At 63.1% G+C, this 18,088-nt stretch carries 23 protein-coding genes; 12 read left to right on the forward strand and 11 right to left on the reverse strand.

All coding sequences use genetic code 11. From position 1 onward, the window contains the following. Window positions 1–25 precede the first annotated feature (25 nt). Window positions 26–2,008 (forward strand): acyltransferase family protein, encoded by a 1,983-nt coding sequence (locus tag NKI73_RS09320; RefSeq protein ID WP_352628781.1) that lies wholly within the window; start codon window positions 26–28, stop codon window positions 2,006–2,008. Window positions 2,009–2,118: 110 nt separating this feature from the next. On the opposite strand, the gene NKI73_RS09325 is transcribed toward NKI73_RS09320, so the two are convergent. From NKI73_RS09325 to NKI73_RS09335, 3 genes are read right to left on the reverse strand one after another with little or no spacing between them, the layout of a single operon-like run. Beyond that, entirely contained in the window at window positions 2,119–2,724 is a 606-nt protein-coding gene (locus NKI73_RS09325) for a hypothetical protein (protein ID WP_352628783.1), read from the reverse strand. Between the two features lie 8 nt (window positions 2,725–2,732). Then, a complete protein-coding gene (locus NKI73_RS09330; protein WP_352628785.1) occupies window positions 2,733–3,041 on the reverse strand; it encodes a hypothetical protein in 309 nt (102 codons plus the stop codon). Further along, a complete protein-coding gene (locus NKI73_RS09335) occupies window positions 3,019–4,158 on the reverse strand; it encodes a TIGR04255 family protein (protein WP_352628787.1) in 1,140 nt (379 codons plus the stop codon). Before NKI73_RS09335 ends, NKI73_RS09330 begins: the two co-directional genes overlap by 23 nt. A 206-nt stretch (window positions 4,159–4,364) precedes the next feature. On the opposite strand from NKI73_RS09335, the gene NKI73_RS09340 reads away from it, so the two are divergent. Further along, a complete protein-coding gene (locus NKI73_RS09340) occupies window positions 4,365–4,673 on the forward strand; it encodes a hypothetical protein (protein WP_352628788.1) in 309 nt (102 codons plus the stop codon). Window positions 4,674–4,726: 53 nt separating this feature from the next. Here NKI73_RS09340 and NKI73_RS09345 read toward each other — a convergent pair whose 3' ends face one another. Beyond that, the gene (locus NKI73_RS09345) at window positions 4,727–5,323 is read right to left on the reverse strand and encodes a DUF6456 domain-containing protein (protein ID WP_352628790.1); all 597 of its coding nucleotides are present in this window, start codon (window positions 5,321–5,323) and stop codon (window positions 4,727–4,729) included. A 169-nt stretch (window positions 5,324–5,492) separates the two neighbouring features. Here NKI73_RS09345 and NKI73_RS09350 point away from each other — a divergent pair, with 169 nt between their 5' ends. Together NKI73_RS09350 and NKI73_RS09355 are read left to right on the forward strand one after the other, a co-directional pair. Next, window positions 5,493–5,774, forward strand: coding sequence for a DUF982 domain-containing protein (locus NKI73_RS09350; protein ID WP_352628792.1), 282 nt, complete (start codon window positions 5,493–5,495; stop codon window positions 5,772–5,774). A gap of 108 nt (window positions 5,775–5,882) precedes the next feature. Beyond that, window positions 5,883–6,191, forward strand: coding sequence for a DUF982 domain-containing protein (locus NKI73_RS09355; protein WP_352629005.1), 309 nt, complete (start codon window positions 5,883–5,885; stop codon window positions 6,189–6,191). Window positions 6,192–6,362: 171 nt separating this feature from the next. Here the strand turns inward: NKI73_RS09355 and NKI73_RS09360 are convergent, their stop codons facing one another. Continuing rightward, window positions 6,363–7,112: a GcrA cell cycle regulator gene (locus NKI73_RS09360; protein ID WP_352628794.1), complete on the reverse strand. Its 750-nt coding sequence runs from the start codon at window positions 7,110–7,112 to the stop codon at window positions 6,363–6,365. Window positions 7,113–7,693: 581 nt separating this feature from the next. Between NKI73_RS09360 and NKI73_RS09365 the strand changes: the two genes are divergently transcribed. From NKI73_RS09365 to NKI73_RS09375, 3 genes are all read left to right on the forward strand, one after another. Further along, a complete protein-coding gene (locus tag NKI73_RS09365; protein WP_352628796.1) occupies window positions 7,694–8,398 on the forward strand; it encodes an XRE family transcriptional regulator in 705 nt (234 codons plus the stop codon). Window positions 8,399–8,496: 98 nt separating this feature from the next. Continuing rightward, window positions 8,497–8,787 (forward strand): ribbon-helix-helix domain-containing protein, encoded by a 291-nt coding sequence (locus NKI73_RS09370; protein ID WP_352628798.1) that lies wholly within the window; start codon window positions 8,497–8,499, stop codon window positions 8,785–8,787. After that, window positions 8,784–9,095: a type II toxin-antitoxin system RelE/ParE family toxin gene (locus NKI73_RS09375; protein ID WP_352628800.1), complete on the forward strand. Its 312-nt coding sequence runs from the start codon at window positions 8,784–8,786 to the stop codon at window positions 9,093–9,095. The genes NKI73_RS09370 and NKI73_RS09375 overlap by 4 nt, the downstream gene beginning before the upstream one ends. 11 nt (window positions 9,096–9,106) lie before the next feature. Here NKI73_RS09375 and NKI73_RS09380 read toward each other — a convergent pair whose 3' ends face one another. After that, a complete protein-coding gene (locus NKI73_RS09380; RefSeq protein ID WP_031260430.1) occupies window positions 9,107–9,409 on the reverse strand; it encodes a hypothetical protein in 303 nt (100 codons plus the stop codon). 187 nt (window positions 9,410–9,596) lie between these two features. Here NKI73_RS09380 and NKI73_RS09385 point away from each other — a divergent pair, with 187 nt between their 5' ends. Beyond that, window positions 9,597–9,971 (forward strand): hypothetical protein, encoded by a 375-nt coding sequence (locus NKI73_RS09385; protein ID WP_352628802.1) that lies wholly within the window; start codon window positions 9,597–9,599, stop codon window positions 9,969–9,971. 65 nt (window positions 9,972–10,036) lie between these two features. On the opposite strand, the gene NKI73_RS09390 is transcribed toward NKI73_RS09385, so the two are convergent. The 3 genes from NKI73_RS09390 to NKI73_RS09400 form a co-directional block, all read right to left on the reverse strand. After that, on the reverse strand, window positions 10,037–11,053 hold the full coding sequence (locus NKI73_RS09390) for an ABC transporter permease (RefSeq protein ID WP_352628804.1): 1,017 nt from the start codon (window positions 11,051–11,053) through the stop codon (window positions 10,037–10,039). Beyond that, window positions 11,050–12,615 carry a sugar ABC transporter ATP-binding protein gene (locus NKI73_RS09395; RefSeq protein ID WP_352628806.1) on the reverse strand — a complete coding sequence of 522 codons (1,566 nt, stop codon included), beginning with the start codon at window positions 12,613–12,615 and terminating at the stop codon, window positions 11,050–11,052. The genes NKI73_RS09390 and NKI73_RS09395 overlap by 4 nt, the downstream gene beginning before the upstream one ends. Before the next feature lie 231 nt (window positions 12,616–12,846). Beyond that, window positions 12,847–13,794, reverse strand: coding sequence for a substrate-binding domain-containing protein (locus tag NKI73_RS09400; RefSeq protein ID WP_352628809.1), 948 nt, complete (start codon window positions 13,792–13,794; stop codon window positions 12,847–12,849). 348 nt (window positions 13,795–14,142) lie between these two features. Between NKI73_RS09400 and NKI73_RS09405 the strand changes: the two genes are divergently transcribed. The 3 genes from NKI73_RS09405 (at window position 14,143) to NKI73_RS09415 (ending at window position 15,569) form a co-directional block, all read left to right on the forward strand. Then, window positions 14,143–14,331, forward strand: a complete 189-nt coding sequence (locus tag NKI73_RS09405) for a type II toxin-antitoxin system HicA family toxin (RefSeq protein ID WP_352628810.1) — start codon at window positions 14,143–14,145, stop codon at window positions 14,329–14,331. 5 nt (window positions 14,332–14,336) lie between these two features. Then, entirely contained in the window at window positions 14,337–14,738 is a 402-nt protein-coding gene (locus NKI73_RS09410; protein ID WP_352628812.1) for a type II toxin-antitoxin system HicB family antitoxin, read from the forward strand. 132 nt (window positions 14,739–14,870) lie between these two features. Then, the gene (locus tag NKI73_RS09415; protein WP_352628814.1) at window positions 14,871–15,569 is read left to right on the forward strand and encodes a RibD family protein; all 699 of its coding nucleotides are present in this window, start codon (window positions 14,871–14,873) and stop codon (window positions 15,567–15,569) included. A 74-nt stretch (window positions 15,570–15,643) separates the two neighbouring features. Here the strand turns inward: NKI73_RS09415 and NKI73_RS09420 are convergent, their stop codons facing one another. After that, window positions 15,644–16,534: an SDR family oxidoreductase gene (locus NKI73_RS09420; RefSeq protein ID WP_352628816.1), complete on the reverse strand. Its 891-nt coding sequence runs from the start codon at window positions 16,532–16,534 to the stop codon at window positions 15,644–15,646. 90 nt (window positions 16,535–16,624) lie between these two features. Here NKI73_RS09420 and NKI73_RS09425 point away from each other — a divergent pair, with 90 nt between their 5' ends. Next, on the forward strand, window positions 16,625–17,470 hold the full coding sequence (locus NKI73_RS09425) for a helix-turn-helix transcriptional regulator (protein WP_352628818.1): 846 nt from the start codon (window positions 16,625–16,627) through the stop codon (window positions 17,468–17,470). Between the two features lie 63 nt (window positions 17,471–17,533). Here the strand turns inward: NKI73_RS09425 and NKI73_RS09430 are convergent, their stop codons facing one another. After that, window positions 17,534–17,980 (reverse strand): SRPBCC family protein, encoded by a 447-nt coding sequence (locus NKI73_RS09430; RefSeq protein WP_352628820.1) that lies wholly within the window; start codon window positions 17,978–17,980, stop codon window positions 17,534–17,536. Window positions 17,981–18,088: the final 108 nt, after the last annotated feature.

The following is an 18,088-nucleotide window of genomic DNA, read 5'->3' on the forward strand; positions in this document are numbered from 1 at the left end:
GCTGGGCGTGCACGAAGGAGCCATCGTGGCAGCATCGTTCCGGCCGGACATACAGGGATTGCGCGCGCTCGCCGTCGGCGGCGTCGTTGCCTATCATTTCGGCCTCACCGCGCTGCCCGGCGGCTTTGCCGGCGTCGATATCTTCTTCGTCATCTCCGGCTGGCTGATATCAACCCACCTCATGCAGGAGATCGGTGATACCGGCCGGCTCGACCTCTGGCGCTTCTATGCCAGGCGCGCGCGGCGGCTTTTGCCGGCAGCTTTGTTCGTCATCCTGGCGACGCTCGCCGCCGGCTACTTCATCCTGGCGCCGCAAGAGCAGGCGCTCTACTCGCACGGCGCCATGTTTGCCTCCGCCTACACCATCAATCTGTGGCTGCTGCGCTGGTCGTTCGACTATTTCGCCGCCGATGCCACCAGCAATCCCTTCATCCACTTCTGGTCGCTGTCGGTGGAGGAACAGTTCTATTTGGCCTGGCCGGCACTGCTTCTGCTGGCCGCCTGGCTTCGTCCGGGCCGGCGAACGGCCGTGGCGGTGATCGGCGCGGCCGGCCTCGCCTCCTTCGCCGCCTGCATGTGGCTGACCACCGTAGCGCCAGCCTGGGCCTTCTACTTCTCGCCACTGCGTGCCTGGGAGTTCGCCGCCGGCGGCCTTGCGACGCTGGTGCCTGCGGCTTTCCTGCGGCACCAGCCATGGTTGCGGCCTGCACTTGGCTGGCTCGGCCTGGCGCTGATCGCGGCGGCCTACGTGCGCTTAAGCGAGAACATGCCTTTCCCCGGCTGGCGTGCACTGCTTCCGGTTGCCGGCACCGTGCTGGTGCTGCTGAGCGGCGCCGGCGCGCAACAGACCGGCAAGCAGGCCGAACCGCGGACCGGCTGGCGGGCTTTTGCGCCGGCCACCGCTCTGTCGCTGCCGCCGCTGCAATGGATCGGCTCGCTCTCCTATTCGCTCTATCTCTGGCATTGGCCGGTCATCGTCTATGCCGGGATGCTGGCGCCGGACCTCACCGTCGCGCAGCGCCTTGGCTGCGGCGTGCTGGCGCTGGCGCTGTCGGTGCTCACCTATCATTTGATCGAGAACCCTGCCCGGCGCGGCGCCTGGCTGATGGCGGGCGCCCGTGCGCTGGTCCCGGCCTTTGCCCTGACCGGTGCCGGCGTGGCTGTGGCCTATGCCAATGCGCATCTGGCCACGCGCAACATCGACCCCGCGCAGCGTGGCATCGAGCAGGCTGCCGAAAAACCTTCCATCGTACGTGCCGCCGACAAGAACTGCCTGGCCGACTTCCAAACGGTGACACCAAAACCCTGCGTGTTCGGCGCGGCGGACGCCGCCCACACCATCGTGCTGTTCGGCGATTCGCATGCCGACCACTGGTCGACACCGCTGATCGAAGCAGCCAAACGCAACGACACCAAGGTGGTCACCTATCTCAAATCGTCGTGCCGCGCCTCGCGGCTCTCTACCTTCAACACGGTGCTGAAGCGCGACTACACCGAATGCGACGCCTGGCGCGAGCAAGCCATATCAGACATCATCCACGCCAAGCCACGCCTGGTGGTGATCTCGGAATTCTCGATCGGCAACCTGACCCGCGACATGCCTGCCGCCGATCGCGCCGCCGAGACCGCGCGCTGGCAGTCCGGCCTGCGCTCGACCCTGCAGGCGTTCAGCCGGGCGGGTGTCGAGACGGCCGTCATTCGCGACACGCCGCTCAACGCCAGCTTCGCCGACTCCTGCGTGGCGCGCGCCTTGTGGTGGCGCGAAGCCCCCTCGCCGCACTGCGACACTCCCAGGACCGAGGCCGCCAACGACAGCATCGCCGCCGCCGAGCGCGCCGTGGTGAACAGCGTCCCCGACACGCGCTACATCGACCTTACCGACCGCTTCTGCGGCCCGACATCCTGCCACGTCGTCATATCAGGCCAACTCGCGTTTCGTGACCGGCACCATCTGGCGACGGCCTTTGCCGAGACGCTGGAGGGGCCGATTGAGAGGGCGCTGTTTTAGCGTGGGATAGGCCTTCTGCACGTTTACCGGATGAGGCGAGGTCCGCGACCCTTAAATCGGCGGCGCTCGTCACACATATACAGTTTTGTGGAAGTCTAGATGAAAAGCCTCTAGCCTGCCGGGCTCGGGCTCACCACTTTAGCGATCTTGTGGGGCTCAGGCACACCGACTCTCTGTAGATAGAACGCTGCACGCGTTTGAAACTGCTCCCGATATGGCATTTCCAAGCGGCACCTGCGCACGGCAACACCAGCGTTAACCTGTTTGGCTAGATCGAGCGGAGAGATGCTGAAGAAGCGCCGAAAGTCGATTGCGAGATCCGGCAGCCCTACGCTCGAAAGGTCATATTTTGCGTGAGCTGCCTCAAGTGCATGGTAACGTTCATCTTTATTTTGGACAATCCGCTTCCAGATATCGCTGCCATCTACTTGGCTACGCAAAACATGCGTTTCATGGGCTTCGTACAGTAATATGCTCGTGATCTGGGGCACCCCGCCTGCAACCATGCTGTTATGATGTTGCAGCAGATCGCAGTCCTGAGAGGCGATAATGGCGTAGGCATGCAGAATCTCTTCCACACCACCATCTTCAGGATCATAGCGATATTGCACAATTCCAGAGATTATTTCGCCTTGCCGAAACTCCAAGGCCGGATCGACCGTCGCATATATCGACGGCCCTGACAGAACCTGGACTGTGACCTCCCCCGCGGTCATGAGCCCAATCAGTCGGTGAAGGAAAGCGGCTGACGCTCAACCCGACGAACGCTCTTTGCCATCATCCGCTTCGGAGGATGGTCAATAACAGGTCGTCGATCGACTTCGACCTTCGCCTGTTCGAATTCATATATGTCCGTCAGAGCTTCGCAGGCTTGTGTGAGCGCGCGGCCCTGTAATTGCCCCAAAACATAGAGGCATACTGCCCTATATGCGGCCGAAATGGGCAAATTGTTCGCGTTCCCAGTCACCTCCACGCTCGTGACAAAGTCTGCCTTGGCTTCGATGCCGTGGTCAGTGACCGACCATTTCAGCAACGGGCCGTGGCCCAAGTGCGTTGTGAAGAAAGTCGGAAATGCACCACCTGAAGGCGTATCTCGCCCGAGCGTTGAATCTTCGCAGATAGGAATGCGTATCAGCGATGTCATTCTGCTTCTCCGTGTAGCAGTCGATGTCAAATACATAGGCCTTTTCGAGGCCGTTTTCACGTTGCCCAAGGCCGTGTTGAAGAAGGATGCCTTCTTGCCGGTCGTGCAGCATGGCTCTTACAACGCTGAAGGCCTCAGTAATTCGCTCGTTCGAGAACTCCGAGTGCGCCAGCTGTCCACGAATGTTTTCGCTTAAGAGAGCCGCCCACTGCACATCTCCGATGTCGAAATCTGCCGGCACCACTGCGTTCTGATAGCGCAGGCCGATTCTAGTAAGAAAACTCGGCTTATATATGTTGGTGAGAGCTTCGACTGCCAACCTTACCGGGGCTTCGAAGTCCTCCCATCTTGTATAGTTGGATGAGGTTACAGACAAGGCATCGGGAGCTAACGCGATCGTGGTTGCCCTGTCCTGCGACAAAAACTGGTAATTGGACTTCTGCTGAGCAGCGGCTCCGAGCATTTTTGCCACCTCAGACGGCAAATTCTGCAAGCCGGGCGGCAACTGCTGCTCAACAATTGGATACAGATTTCGAACCGCATCCTGAAAATCGGCGGGTGGACTGGCCTCAATACGAAGTATCTTGGGAAAGCGAATTTGGCAAATCACCTGGATCAATGGCGACTTTGCGTAGATCACGCGCTCGGAATTCGGGAAGAATTCGTCGCGTTCAACCATTCCTCGCCCCGGTCCCCTCATTTCGTTGAGGCAGCATACGCCGCGAGTTCCTTTAAAAGGCAATACCGTGGCCTCGGAATTTGACGAAAAAAATGCTTCTCTGGTAATTTTCTCACCTTTTGTCGCTCCGCAATCACCGCCGCAGCTTGCGACGGCGCTGGTTTCTGGCAGCACAGCGTTTGGCCGCATATCTTTGGCCGTTGCCTGATTCCATGGCCATCCGGTCGGATTTCGTTTCATTTCCCGATCCAGCGGCACCTCCTCACTCATCATCATCCCATAATGCACCGCCAGCAGATCCAGCCCGACCTTCAGCAGCTTCGTCACCACATCTCGGCCACCGCCAGGCTCTTGATCAAGCCTTCCACGCAAGCAGATTCCCCGCCACGGCAGCCACATCCCACTTGGCGGACCAGGAAAACAGCGGCCCAGGGCACTCGCGCCGCGGTATCGGCATCCTTTGTCTTACGAATCTGTGGAACGCTGCCGCGTCTCGGGGGTTATATTAGGCCAACCTTGAAAAGGAGGTAGCTATGAAGAAGCTCCTGCTTGTTTCGGTTATCGCCATTGCTTCGGCGGCGGCGATGATCGCCCCCGCTGATGCCCGCAGTCGTATCACTATCGGCATCGGCGGCTATGCCGACAACTATTACGGCGACGACTATTACAATCGTTACGATTATCGTGATCGCTACGTCCATCGCCCCTATTACCAGTATGACGTCTACGACAACGGCTACCGGCCGCGTTATTTCCACCGGCGCCACCATTGCCACATCAAGCTGATCAAGCACTGGCGCCATCACCACAGGATCGTCGAGAAAATCCGCATCTGCAGATGACCTGATCTTTTGAAACGGATCCGGCCGGCACTGCCGGTCGGATCGCCGCGCCCTCACCGCCTCCCCATCGTCATCCCGTAGTGCACCGCCAGCAGATCCAGCCCGACCTTCAGCAGCTTCGCTACGACATCCCTGTCCTCCCCCGTCTGCTCGGCCATGCCCTTGATCGACCCGCCCGCGCAGCAGACTCGTCGCACCACGGCGGCCACTTCCCAATGGCCCAGCGCTCTGGTGGCGGCGGCGTGGGCGCGGCCTGCGTCCAGCACGCTGTCGGCGATTCCGCCGCCGTGGCGGCCGCCGTCGACGCGCTCGGTCCAGCGCATCGGCTTGACGCTGGCCTGCTGGCTGCAGCGGAAATCCTCGCGGTAGCGAAGCCCGGCTTCGCGCTGCTGGCGCGACAGCGAGGTGATGCCCAGCAGCGGATCGATAGTGCCCACCCGCACGATGCCGCCGGTGGCGGTGAAGCCGTCATTCGATACCTCGTAGACGCGGGCAGCCTCCCGCGTGCCGGCGGTCAGCCGCTTGCGGCCGAAGGCGTCGTCCTTCAGTGCGAAATCATGGCCGATCTCGCGGCGGATGCGCACCTGCTCGGCCTCGCCCTTCGGCAGTTTCGGCGCCTGCGGCTTTGCGGGTTTGGCTTTCCTGGGCATGGGGCGGGTCCTCGGTTGGGGTGTTGGGTTGCAGATCGCCGACGAAAATCGGAGACATAGAGCCGCATGAAGGGCCGTTCGCTTGTACCTCTACAGCCGTGCCGGCATCCGGCTTGATGGAACCAGCGCGAATTTTCGACGTTATGCGGCGTCTACGGGAGACATGCAGATGACAGCCTTCATGCCCGTTACCCTGCGCTTTTGCGACAACAGAACCATGCTCGTCGGTTCGGTGGCCGAGGCCGCCGGGGCGCTAAGGCAGCAATGGCCCGACAAGACCTCGCCGGGCTATGTCGAGGCGGCCCGGCTGGTTGCGCTCGCCGTCGACGGCACCTGCTGCCAGCGCATCGCCTTCGAGGCTCTCACCAAGGCGGCCAGGCAACAGAACATACTGGTGACCAGGCCGAAAAGCCGCGCCCATGACTGGCTGGACGCCGTGGTCAGTTCGTGAAAGGCGCGCGCCGACCGGAGAATTGATGCAACCGCCCGCCCGCGCGGCGCGTTTACTGGAGCGGTAAGTGAAGCCGCGCGCAAAGCGAAGGTGAACGCCGTGGGTACCATGAAGACTGGAGTTCCGCTTAAGGTGCGAATGAACGGAGAGATCGAAGAGATCGACAGCGTCAGCGAAGCCGCCGATTTTCTGCAGCGCTGGCCGCTCGAGCGGCGCGGCCATGTCTACCGCAGCGCCCTCAACGCCTGCAGCGCTGCAATCGCCGCGCAGATTTCCGAAGCCGATGCCATGAAAGTGTTCACCGGCTTTGCCCGGGTGGCCAATATTCTGGTGGCCGAAGGCGGCCCGACCATGACGCCCGAGGCCAAAACCATGCAAAGCCACATGCCCAAGCAGGGCCGGCAGGCGCCGAAATAGGGCGACGAGGCTTCTTTCTCCCCGTTTACGGGGGTGAGGCGTGGTCTGCGCAGCGGACGAAAAGCCAATTGCTTGGCTTTTCGAACAACGAACGCCCGGCAGGGCAATGAGGGGCGGCGCTTCGGTCAGATGCTTGAAGTTCATATCTGCTTTCCACTTCAGTGCTGACCCTCATCCGCCTGCCGGCACCTTCACCCGGCTAACGAAGGGACGCTTCCTCTCACCCGCCTCCGCCACAAAAACGCGGCGCTGGAAGCGCGCCTGATGATAGGTGCAGTAGCTTTTCAGCGCGCTGGTCCGCATGCCGCAGCACAGCATGTCGGCACCCGGCCGGCCGCCCGGCGCATCCCCCTCTTCAGCAATGGAAATGTCGGGGTCCTCTTGCAGCGTCAGATCCAGCGGCGCGCGGCAGCGGGAAAACAGGCAGTCGATGAAGCGCATTGCCACGCCATGCGGCTGGCGGCCAATGGGCGCACGCGGCGGCACCGGCAGCTTGAAACGATAGGTCTGGCCGTCGGCGATCAGCACGCCCACCTCGCGTATGAACAGGCGCGGCGGCAGCCGGGCCGGCGAAGGGTCGCGCTTGGCAGCCGCCTCGCACACGCCGGGACCGCTGGTGGCGGCGTCGATCGTGCCGGCGACAGGCTTGGCGCTCACTTTGCCCTGCGCCGGCATGCCATTTGCCAGCTTGCTTCCAGCATGCTTGCCCGCAGCCCGCTTGGCCCCGACCGGCAGCCCTTTGCCATTGGCAAAGCCGATCGCGCCCAGCATGGCGTTGCGGTGCACGATGCCGACAATGGCATTGCGCGATACCGGACTGTCGCGCAGCGCGCTGAATGCCGTCGCGATCCTGGAGGCGGAAAGCCCCGCCTTCAGCCAGCAGGCGATCTCGTGCAATTCCGCGTCGGTGTAGCTTGCCATTTCCAGGCTCCATCCAAAATTCTGCCTTCGGCCGCGCGCCGTGAGGCAAGCGTCAGGGGTTGGCCCGCCGGGCCGTGCTCAGGGTTGTGTGGTTCGAGAGGCGGCTGACGCCGGCTCAACCGGCCCGGCTTCGCAGCCCGTCGGTTCAACGAGACGCGAAAGCCGCGCCTCGGCCGTTTTTCTGTCGGGGGCGGAAACCGCCCTGCCCGTCAGCCTGTCGAACAGGATGACGGTGCCGTCTTGGGTGCGGATGCACGACCGAGCGGGCAAGCCGGCGCCATGCCGGTCGTATTGGGGGCCGGAGCCGCTGGGAGCGGCGGCTCCGGCCGTTCCGGCCGCCAGGGACGGGCGGACCGGACCCGAGGCTAGTGCCTTAAAGCACCTAACCTCGGGCTTCGCCCCGGCCGGGGAGGAGGACAGCCGGGACGGAAGGGTGGCGGCGAAAGTCGGATGCGCCTCGCATGAGGCCGGCGCCATTGCGCCATGAAAGCTGGACAGGTTTTGCATGGCTGTATATAAGCATAACTCAAAAATCGATGCAAGCCATTCTTTCATAGACGAGAGCCGCTTTCATCGCTCACATGGGTGCCATGGCTAAAACGGAACTGTCGATCAAGGTCGGGGCGGCGATCCGCAAGGCGCGCAAGCAGCGCGGCCTGGTCATGCGCCACATTGCCGAGCACAACGACACCGATGTCGCCGCCGTCGGCAACTGGGAAACCGGCCGCAACCTGCCCAAGACCGAGAACCTCTTGAAGACCGCCGCCTTCCTGCGCGTCGACCCGGTAGCACTGGGCCAAGGGCAGGTCGTCTTCCTCGACGATGCCGGCCCGGTCGCCGACGCCGAGATCGTCACCGATGCCGCCCCCCTGCCCGCCGGATCGATGGATATCGAGGTGCTGGGCGCGGCCGTCGGCGGCGACGATGGCGATTTCACCTTCAACGGCGAGCCGGCAGGCTATGTCCAGCGCCCGCCGGGCGTCCGCAACGTGCCAAAAGTGTTCGCGCTGCACGTGCTGAGCGATTCCATGGTGCCGCGCTACGAGCCCGGCGACCTGATCTATTGCGGCGGCCGCGACGCCGTGCCGGGCGACCACGTCGTGATCGAGACGTTTCCAGAAGAAAACGAGCGCAACGGCAAGGCCTTCATCAAGAAGCTGGTCAAGCGCACCGCAGCCGAGCTGGTCGTCGAGCAATACAATCCGCCGAAGACGTTAACCTTCGACCGCTACGCCATAAAACACGTCTGGCGCGTGATTCCGCTGAAGGAATTGCTAGGGTATTGAAGATTCATCGCGCCCAAGTGCCATCATTCCGCTAGCGGCAGCTTGCGCAACAGCGTATGATTAAGTCATACGCATCCCATTTACCCAGGGCAATGACAATGCGCACCACCCAGCCACTAACCATTACCTTGCCGCTTGAGATGGCGCAGATGGTGAAGGACAAGGTTTCATCCGGCGAGTACGCCACCGAAAGCGAGGTCATCCGCGATGGCTTGAGAACTCTTGCCGCACGCGACGCAGCGGTCGATCGCTGGCTGCGGGAAGAGGTTGCGCCAACAATGGATGCGCTTCAGAAGGACCCTTCGCTCGTCTCGCCTCTCGAGGAAGTACGCAAGCGACTTCACAACCGCATTGATGCACTGGCGGGCAAGCGTTCACGCCAAGTATGACGCACAGGGTCGCCTTCAGTGAGGCCGCAGAAAAAGACCTGCTGAATTTGCTGATCTATCTGGTTCCACAGGCTGGCGAACGAATTGCGCGAGCCTATGTCGATCGCCTCATCGATTACTGTTCGGACTTTGTTACTTTTCCCGAACGCGGGACGCGCCATGATGACGTCAGGCCAGGCCTCCGCACTGTGGGCTATCGCAGGCGGGCGACGATTGCATTCACCATCAAAGACAAGACCGTGACGATTGTTCGAATCTTTCACGGCGGGCGAGACGTCATCCTCTCCGACGAAGACGACGCCTTCTGACGGCCACTTCATCAAGCCCGTCTCGACCCCTCCAGCGGCACCTCGCGCTCATTCAGCATCCGCGCTTCGCTACGCACCCGCTGGCGCTCGTCGATGAACGCCGCTTGGATCGTGACGGTTGCCCCCGGCAGCCCGTCGGCACGGCAGGCCGAGCAGACGATGCGGCCCGACAATGCGGCCAGCGGTGTATTCCCCGTCACCCCGAACCGCTTCAACTGATCGGGCCGCCACCATCTGTTGCGGCCGCAATCGGCGCACTCGACCGAGATCGAGGCGACATGCGCGATCACTGGTTCCCTGCCCGGCAATGCCATCGCCCCTCCTCACCTTTTTTGTTCCTGATTTGTTCGTATATTCCTGCCTTTTGCGCCGGGAGTCGAGTCGCAGTTTTCAAACAGTCCCAAAAGTTTTTCTTCTATGATTTCTTGAGTTATGCTTATATACCTTTGCAAATGTGAGTCGGGACACGAACCCACTGCCACATCAGGCCCGGGAGTGACGATGGACGCCGCCGATTTCGCCCGTGCCTGCGGTTATACCGGCGACAGCCCTGCCCTTCTCGAAGCCTTCGAAGCAATCCGCCGCAACGGCATCGCCCATGCCCGCCAGGATCACATCAGGCGCAAGGCTGTTATCGACGAGTTGAAACACTCGGAGATCTTGTTCCTGGCCGCGATCGGCCCCGCACTCTCAGCCGAGGAAGCTCTCGAGGATGCCGCCCGCTTCATCGCCTGCTGGCGCAACATGCCGCGCTGGCGCCAGGAGCGGCGCCTGACCGACCTGATCAGAGCCAAGCAACAGCGGCTCGTGGCGCGCTACTTCCGCCGTTACGGCCATCTTCTGTGGGCATGCGAGACTGAGAAGCGGTTCGCATAGCGAGGGGAGATGTCCGGCAGGACAGAGGGGAGTGTGACTGAACACAAACCTCCGCCCTGCTGCCCTCACCTTCGCACTCGCGACTTCAGCCACCGATCAAACGCCACCGCCAGGATCAGGATCAGGCCGATGACGATGCTTTGCGTGTAGGACGACACGTTGTTGAACTGCAGCCCGTTCTGCAGCACGCCGATCAAGGCCGCGCCCACCACCGTGCCGCCGACCGAGCCGATGCCGCCGAACAGCGAGGTGCCGCCGATGACGACGGCCGAAATGACCGTCAGCTCGTAGCCGATGCCGGCCACCGCTTCCGAGGAGTTGAGCCGCGCCGACAGCACGAAGGCGGCGAGGCCGGCGAAGAAGCCGACGATGATATAGACCGAGACCAGGATGCTGTCGACGCGCAGGCCCGACAGCCTTGCCGCCTCGGCATTGCCGCCGACGGCATAGACGGCGCGGCCGTAGCGGGTGTAGCGCAGCACGATGTGGCACAGGATGGCGGCCGCCGCGAAGATGAGCGCCGGCACCGGCACAGGGCCGATCAGCCCGGTGCCGAACCAGCGCATCGAGGCGTCGAAGCCCGAAATCGGGCCGCCATTGGAGATGGTCAGCGTCAGCCCGCGAAACACCGTCAGCCCGCCCAGCGTGACGACGAAGGGCGGCACTTTCAGCCGGGTGATGACAAGCCCCTGCACACCGCCGGCGGCCGCCCCCACCACGACGGCGGCGAGCAGCGCAGAGAACCAGCCGAACCCTTGCGTTCCACTCGTCGACAGCGACAGCGTGTTGGCGGTCCCGCCCTTGGCCACCACGGCGGCAACCATGCCGCAGAAGGCGAGCAGCGAGCCGACCGACAGGTCGATGCCGGCGGTGAGGATGACGAAGGTCATGCCGAGCGCGATCAGCCCGGTGATCGAGATCTGCCGCGTGATGTTGAACAGGTTGATCGGGTCCATGAAGCTCGGCTTCAGCACCGTGAAGACGACGATCAGCGCCACCAGGAACAGCAGCGGCCCAAAACTCATCAAAAGCCGCGCGAAATTGATGCCGCCGCGCTGGTCCTGTTCCCCCGCCACGCTCATCGTGTCTCCTTGCGGTCGAGTGCCATCAGTTCCATCAATTTTTCCTCGTTTGCCTCGACGCCCGGCATCTCGCCGGTGATGCGGCCCCGGCGCATGGTGACGATGCGGTCCGACACCGCCAGCACCTCGGGCAGTTCGGACGAGATCATCATCACCGCAATGCCGCGCGCCGCAAGCTGCACCAGGATCTGGTGCACTTCCGTCTTGGCGCCGACATCGACGCCGCGCGTCGGCTCGTCGACGATCAGCACCTTGGGATCGCGCGCCAGCCAGCGCGCCAGGATCACCTTCTGCTGGTTGCCGCCCGACAGGCCCTCGATCGCCTGCTCGGCCGAGGCCATGCGGATCGACAGCATCTTGCGAAATCCGGCCAGCGCATCGCGCTCGCGCCGCTCGGCCATGAAACCGAAGCCATTGCTGAAGCTGCCCAGCGAGGCGACGGAAAAATTCGGCAGGATGCCGAGTGCGGCAAAGATCGCCTGATGCTTGCGGTCCTCCGGCACAAGGCCGATGCCGAGCGCAATGGCATCGGCGGGTGATGCCGGCGCAATCTGCTTGCCGTCGAGCGTGATCGTGCCCGCCGCGATGCGGTCTGCCCCAAAAATGGCGCGCGCCAGCTCTGTGCGGCCCGAGCCGACGAGACCGGCAACGCCGAGGATCTCGCCGGCCTTGAGATCGATGTCGACGCCATCGAGCACGATGGCGTGCGGCGCCTCGGGATCGCGCACGGTGCGCAGGCCGCGCACCGACAGCACGACATCGCCGGCCACCGCGCGCTGCGCCGGCCGCGCATAGAGCTCGGACGCCGCGCGGCCGACCATCTTCTCGATGATCCTGGGCAGTGCGATTGGCCCGCCCTCGCGGTCGAGATGCCCGGCCAGCCTGCCGTCGCGCAGCACCGTCATACGGTCACAGATGGCGGAGGCCTCCTCCAGCCGGTGGGTGACGAACATGATGGCGACCTTGTCCTTGCGCAGCCGGTCCATGATCGACAGCAGGCGCTGCACCTCGGTTTCGGTCAGCGCCGAGGTCGGCTCGTCCATGATGATCAGCCGGCTTTTCAGCGACAGCGCCCGCGCGATCTCCACCAGTTGCTGTTCGGCCACCGACAGCGCCGACACCGGCGTCGTCGGATCGATCGACAGGCCGACGCGGGCGATGATCGCACGCGAGTCTTGCTCCATGCGCCGCCAGCTGACCAACCCGAGCGGGCCGATCGGCGCGCGGCCGATAAAAATATTCTCCGCCACCGTCAGTGTCGGGATCAGGCTCAGCTCCTGATAGATGGTGACGATACCGAGCCGCTTGGCATCCTGCGGGCTGGACGGGTGGTAGTCGGCGCCGTCGAAAATGATATGCCCGCTCGATGGCGGCATGACGCCCGACAGGATCTTCAGCAGCGTCGATTTGCCGGCGCCGTTCTCGCCAAGCAGGCCGAGGATTTCGCCGGGGCGGATGTCGAGCGAGACATCGCTGAGCGCGGTGACGCCGGCGAAATGCTTGGTGATGCCCTCGACGGCAAGCAGGATTGGCTCGGGCGATGCGGCTTCAGCTGGCGACAATGGTTACTCCCGGATTGCAGTTCATGCTGGCCCCATCAGCGCTTGAGCACCCCCCTCTGTCCTGCCGGACATCTCCCCCGCAAGGGGGGAGATTGGCAGTGTCATTGGTAGCGCTTTTTCCTGCTACGTCGAAGAATTGTCGAAGCACAGGGACAGCCGATCTCCCCCCTTGCGGGGGAGATGTCCGGCAGGACAGAGGGGGGTGCTGTCCCGCCGGCCTTTCAATCACCCCTACTTCGTCTCGCCAATCCGCTCCGCCTTGTCGAGATTGTCCTTGCCGATGACGATCGGCGTCAGCAGCACCAGCTTCTGCTTCGGCTCCGTCTTGTCCTTGGCGAACGCCACCGCGATGCGCACCGCCGTGCGCGACTGTTCGCCGGGGAATTGCTCGACGGTGCCGGCAAGCTTGCCGTCGCGCACCGCGACCAGCGCTTCCGGAAGCGCGTCGAAGCCGTAGATCTTGACGTCGGTGAAGTTGCGCGCCGCGCAGGCCTCCATGGCGCCGAGCGCCATGTCGTCATTGGCGCAGACGATGGCGTCCGGCTTGCCGTTGGCGGCAAGGCCTGCCTCGGTCACCGACAGCGCTTCGGCGCGGGCGAAGTTGGCGGTCTGTTCGAAGACGATCTGGTACTTGTCCTTCAGGGGATCGAGCACGTTGTGCACGCCCTTGTTGCGGTCGATCGCCGGGCCGGCTCCAGGCTGGCCCTGCAGATGGAAGATCTTGGCCCCGTTGGGGAACGCCGCCACCATGGCATTGGCCTCAGCCTCACCGCCCTTGACGTTGTCGGCGCCGACATGGGCCAGAATGCCCTCGACACCGTCGACGCGACGGTCGATCGTCACCACGGGAACGCCGGCCTTGACCGCTTCCTCGATGGCCGGCGCCAGCGCGTTGACGTCAAGCGGCGAGATGACGATGGCGTTGACCTTCTGCACCAGGGCCGCCTCGATGTCGGCGGTCTGCTTGGTGGCCGAGTTCTGGCCGTCGCTTTCGGTCAAATTGACGCCTTGCGCGGCGGCTTCCGCCTTGATCTCGTTCAGCATGTGCACGAAGAACGGAAAGCCGAGATTGGGCACCGAGCCCAGGATGGTGAGCTTGTCCTGCGCAAACACCGAAGGCGCGGCAAGCATCATGGCGCCAAAGGCCGCGGACGACAACAGGAATTCGCGTCTGTTCATGGGATCCTCCTCCACAAGGACGCACGACCCCGAAAAACCGGGATCGGTTTCAGGAAGGATCATGCGTCGGTTCAAAGTGTTGGAGCATCCTCCCTGCGCCCGAAAACGCATGCCGCTCCAGCTGGCCGCCGTTGTAAAAAAGAGCCTCCCACCGACGCCTGCGCGGGGATGCTAGCCCAGGGTCAACCATTTGTGCAACATCGATATAACAGAGCCGCCGGGCAACTTATCGGAATTGTCGGATTTTTGGATTGCGGGCATCCTGCTCCTCGGGCGGCTAGGGCCGGAAGCGAGAGCGCGGTTTTACATTTCTGTTGAAGGGGTGCCTATAAATGTGTATAAATACACATGAATAGCGTGGAAATTATCCGCCTGTTGGAGGCTGACGGTTGGTTCGAGGTTGCCCGAAAGGGTAGCCATGCGCAATTCAAACACCGCGACAAGCGTGGACGGGTTACCGTTCCTCATCCCAGGCGCGATATCCCAATAGCCACTTTACGCAGCATCGAAAAGCAAGCTGGACTGAAACTGAGGTGATGGACATGAAGCAGTATATCGGACTTATCCATAAGGATGCCGGCAGTGACTTCGGTGTGTCTTTCCCTGATTTCCCAGGCGTGATTACCGCCGGCAAGGATCTGGATGACGCCCGGTCCATGGCTGAAGAGGTCCTCGCCCTCCATATCGAAGGTTTGGTCGAGGATGACGATGCTATTCCGGAGCCTTCCAGTTTGGAGACTGTGATGGCAGACGCCGATAATCGTGACGGTGTTGCAATCCTGGTCGCGGCCAAGACTGGGGCCAAGAAGGCAGTGCGTATCAACGTGACGCTGCCGGACGACGTTCTCCAACGGATCGATGCCTTTGCCGAAGCCCATGGCTACACTCGATCCGGGTTTCTCGCGAAGGCGGCGGTCAAAGTGATGGAGCTTGAAACGGCCTAGCTCCGCAACGAGAGCGAGGGCGGCACCTCCTCCTTTTCGTTGTCCGGCGCTTATCTCAGGACAATGCCGTTAGGGCTGCCTTGGGAGAACGACATGCACAACCTTCCAAGCCTATAAATTGGAGAAACCCGCATGAAGCCGCAAATCATCTGCCACATGCTGGCATCCCTCGACGGCAGCCTCCACCCGAGCCGCTACACCACAAGCCCCGACGGCACCCGGGCCGAGTGGTCAAGCCTTTATGAGCATATCCACAACGACCTCGCGGGCGACGCCTGGATCGTCGGCCGCGTCACCATGGCCGAGATGAGCAAAGCCGGCGCGCATCCGCCGGCCAATGCCGGCAAGGTCGACCGGCCCTATCATTTCGCGCAGCCCGGTGCGGGCATTTATGCCGTGGCGCTCGATCCCTCGGGCAGGCTTCACTTTTCCAAACCCGACATCGGCGGCGATCATGTCGTGGTACTGCTTGGGCGTGACGTTGCCGACAGCCATCTGGCCGAACTTGCCGCCGACGGCGTGTCCTATATCGTCGCGGAAACGGCGGACATGGATCTCGCAGCAATAATCGAGGTTCTCGGCCGCGAATTCGGCATACGCAGGCTGCTGCTCGAGGGCGGCGCCGGCATCAACGGCTCCTTCCTCGCGGCAGGGCTCGTCGATGAGCTGAGCCTTCTCGTAGCACCCGCGCTCGACGGGCGCGCGGCAAACCAGGGTTTCGTCGAGTTCGGCGAGAGCGGCCTGGCGGGCAAGACGCAGTTGTCCCTGACGAGCTGCGAGGCGCTGGCGCATGGGCTCGTTCATCTGCGCTACGCAGTTACTCCTGGCTGATCGCTCGCAAAACGGCCGGTAACCTGACTGTTACCGGCCGCATCTCGCCAGCCTTGGCGCCGAGGCTTAGCCCGTCAGGCGGCGTATTGCATGGCGTCGAGATCGGCGATCAGCGTCGGGCCGGTCGGATGCCAGCCCAGCCGAGCCTGGGTCAGCGCGCTGGAGGCCGGCAGATCCATGGGCGCGAACATTCCCATCCAGCCGAAATGCTCCTCCGCCTTTTCCGGCGGTATCGAAACGACCGGCAATCTCAAACCCCGGCCAAGCGCCTCGGCGATTGCACGCACTTCGACACCTTCCTCGCCGACCGCGTGATAGCGTGCGCCCGGCTGCTGCTTTTCCACGGCGAGCCGATAAAGCCGCGCCGCGTCGAGGAGATGGCCGGCAGAGTAGCGATTGCGGCCTTCGCCGACATAGGCCGACACGCCTTTTTCCCGCGCGATTTCGATGAGCAGCGTGATAAGCCCCTGCTTGACCGGATTGTGGACCTGCGGCAGCCGCACCACCGACACATTGACGCCTGCCTCCAGCAAGGCATTGCCGGCCAGTTCCGACGCGATGCGCGGATTGGGATGACTGGCGTTGAAGACGTCCTCGCTGGCCAACTGGCCATGTCCGGGGCTGCCCACGCCGACGCCGGAGGTGATCACCAGCGGCCGCTCGGAACCGGCAAGCGCCGAGCCGAGTGCCGAGATGACGCGCCTGTCCTTTTCGCAGTTGTCGGCAAACCGCGAGAAATCATGGTCGAACGCCGTATGGATTACGGCTTCCGCCTTCGCCGCGCCGTCACGCAGGCCGTCGGGCTCCTCGAGCGTTCCCCGGTGCACCTCGGCGCCGGCGGCGGCAAGCGCCTCGGCGCCGGCGTCGGAGCGGGTGACGCCGACCACCTGGTGGCCCGCCTTGATGAGTTCGGGAACGATCGCCGAGCCGATGAAACCGGTCGCGCCGGTGAGAAAGATACGCATGCAAAATCTCCTGCACAGTTGCCTGCGCAGTATCGCCGGTCTACTATTCCATTAAAGTAGTGATCTTATCATGGTATAATGGCTAACAGGATGCCCATCAAATCCGCCGGCTCGCTGGCAGCGTTCCTGAAGGACCGGCGCACCCGGCTCGATCCCGCGTCGTTCGGCTTCTCCGGGCGCAGGAGGACGCCGGGATTGCGCCGCGAAGAGGTCGCTCAGCGCGCCAACATAAGTCCGACCTGGTACACATGGCTGGAACAGGGCCGTGGCGGCGCGCCCTCGGCCGATGTCCTCAACCGCATCGCCAAGGGGCTGATGCTGACCGAGGCAGAACGTGAACACCTTTTCATGCTCGGCCTGGGCCGACCGCCCGAGGTCCGTTACAGGGGCGTTGAGGGCGTCAGCCCCCGGCTGCAGCGCCTGCTCGACACGCTTGACGCCAGTCCCGCTCTGGTCAGGACCGCCACCTGGGACGTCGTCGCCTGGAACCGCGCTGCGCAAATCGTGCTCACCGATTACAGTGCCTTGCCCGCCGGCCAGCGCAACATCCTGCGCTTCATGTTCCACAGCCCTGTCATCCGTGCCAAGCAGCACGACTGGGAAAACCTCGCCCGTTTCGTGGTGGGAGCGTTCCGGGCCGATGCGGCACGCGCCGGCGCGGTCTCCGAGGTCGCCCAGCTGGTGGACGAACTTTGCAGCACCAGCCCGGAGTTCGCCGCCCTATGGCGGGAGAACGACGTGCTGAGCCACGGCGACGGGACAAAGCGCCTGAAGCACCCGGAACTCGGCGATATCGAGCTGGAATATTCGGGGTTCGCGGTCGATGGCCGGCCGGATTTGAGCTTGACCGTCTACAATCCGGTCGACAGCGCCGTCGCCGACCGCATTCGCGCTTTGGCGAGGCGCCCCTCAGAGCAAGGGTTGGACGAGGGTTGATATTTGCAGCAACTGCGACCATTCCAGGCGCAGTGCTCCGGCCCAACCTGACCAGTCCCTCACTTAGGGGCGTTCGCAGACCGCCTTCAGGGTCTGCAAGGTCGGCCCCCAGTAGAGATTGGCATGCGGACGGATGGCCGGTTCGGCGAAGTCGCTGAGCGTCAGCGTCAGCAGCGTTCCCGCGTCCGCCGGCGACAGATCGAAGCTGACCACCGTGTGGTTTTCGGGCACGTCCGCCAGCCGCGAGGCCGACAGCGTGCTCCAGTAACCGTAGGCGAATGCCCGCTCCGGCTCGAGGGCGCGGATGGTGCCATGATTTTCGAACGGCATTCCGTGCAGCAACCCGCGTATCACGATCGCCCCACCGACATGCCCCTGCAGGCTAACAGTCAGCTCTTCATCCGACATCCATTGCGGGATCGTTTCAGGCGTCGTCAGCACCTGCCAGACGCTGGCCGGCGTGGCGGCGATGACGACAGTCTTGATGATCGGCGCGGGAGACTCATTCATGCGGTGCAAGTTTATCGCGGATGCGACGGCGACAATATCGCCGTTCCAGGCGGTGCGGATGCCGTCATTGCTTCATGCCCTGCGCACGAAGGCAGCAGCACGGCTTGC

This window comes from Mesorhizobium sp. M0496 (assembly GCF_040321205.1).
In the GTDB taxonomy this organism is placed as follows: Bacteria; Pseudomonadota; Alphaproteobacteria; order Rhizobiales; family Rhizobiaceae; genus Mesorhizobium.

What these genes read in the sequence shown, in the direction of transcription:
- NKI73_RS09325 (WP_352628783.1), bottom strand. Translation starts at nt 2,724, where the DNA reads ATGACCGCGGGGGAGGTCACAGTCCAGGTTCTGTCAGGGCCGTCGATA.
- NKI73_RS09340 (WP_352628788.1), top strand. Translation starts at nt 4,365, where the DNA reads ATGAAGAAGCTCCTGCTTGTTTCGGTTATCGCCATTGCTTCGGCGGCG.
- NKI73_RS09345 (WP_352628790.1), bottom strand. Translation starts at nt 5,323, where the DNA reads ATGCCCAGGAAAGCCAAACCCGCAAAGCCGCAGGCGCCGAAACTGCCG.
- NKI73_RS09350 (WP_352628792.1), top strand. Translation starts at nt 5,493, where the DNA reads ATGACAGCCTTCATGCCCGTTACCCTGCGCTTTTGCGACAACAGAACC.
- NKI73_RS09355 (WP_352629005.1), top strand. Translation starts at nt 5,883, where the DNA reads ATGAAGACTGGAGTTCCGCTTAAGGTGCGAATGAACGGAGAGATCGAA.
- NKI73_RS09360 (WP_352628794.1), bottom strand. Translation starts at nt 7,112, where the DNA reads ATGGCAAGCTACACCGACGCGGAATTGCACGAGATCGCCTGCTGGCTG.
- NKI73_RS09365 (WP_352628796.1), top strand. Translation starts at nt 7,694, where the DNA reads ATGGGTGCCATGGCTAAAACGGAACTGTCGATCAAGGTCGGGGCGGCG.
- NKI73_RS09370 (WP_352628798.1), top strand. Translation starts at nt 8,497, where the DNA reads ATGCGCACCACCCAGCCACTAACCATTACCTTGCCGCTTGAGATGGCG.
- NKI73_RS09375 (WP_352628800.1), top strand. Translation starts at nt 8,784, where the DNA reads ATGACGCACAGGGTCGCCTTCAGTGAGGCCGCAGAAAAAGACCTGCTG.
- NKI73_RS09380 (WP_031260430.1), bottom strand. Translation starts at nt 9,409, where the DNA reads ATGGCATTGCCGGGCAGGGAACCAGTGATCGCGCATGTCGCCTCGATC.
- NKI73_RS09385 (WP_352628802.1), top strand. Translation starts at nt 9,597, where the DNA reads ATGGACGCCGCCGATTTCGCCCGTGCCTGCGGTTATACCGGCGACAGC.
- NKI73_RS09390 (WP_352628804.1), bottom strand. Translation starts at nt 11,053, where the DNA reads ATGAGCGTGGCGGGGGAACAGGACCAGCGCGGCGGCATCAATTTCGCG.
- NKI73_RS09400 (WP_352628809.1), bottom strand. Translation starts at nt 13,794, where the DNA reads ATGAACAGACGCGAATTCCTGTTGTCGTCCGCGGCCTTTGGCGCCATG.
- NKI73_RS09405 (WP_352628810.1), top strand. Translation starts at nt 14,143, where the DNA reads ATGAATAGCGTGGAAATTATCCGCCTGTTGGAGGCTGACGGTTGGTTC.
- NKI73_RS09410 (WP_352628812.1), top strand. Translation starts at nt 14,337, where the DNA reads ATGAAGCAGTATATCGGACTTATCCATAAGGATGCCGGCAGTGACTTC.
- NKI73_RS09415 (WP_352628814.1), top strand. Translation starts at nt 14,871, where the DNA reads ATGAAGCCGCAAATCATCTGCCACATGCTGGCATCCCTCGACGGCAGC.
- NKI73_RS09420 (WP_352628816.1), bottom strand. Translation starts at nt 16,534, where the DNA reads ATGCGTATCTTTCTCACCGGCGCGACCGGTTTCATCGGCTCGGCGATC.
- NKI73_RS09425 (WP_352628818.1), top strand. Translation starts at nt 16,625, where the DNA reads ATGCCCATCAAATCCGCCGGCTCGCTGGCAGCGTTCCTGAAGGACCGG.
- NKI73_RS09430 (WP_352628820.1), bottom strand. Translation starts at nt 17,980, where the DNA reads ATGAATGAGTCTCCCGCGCCGATCATCAAGACTGTCGTCATCGCCGCC.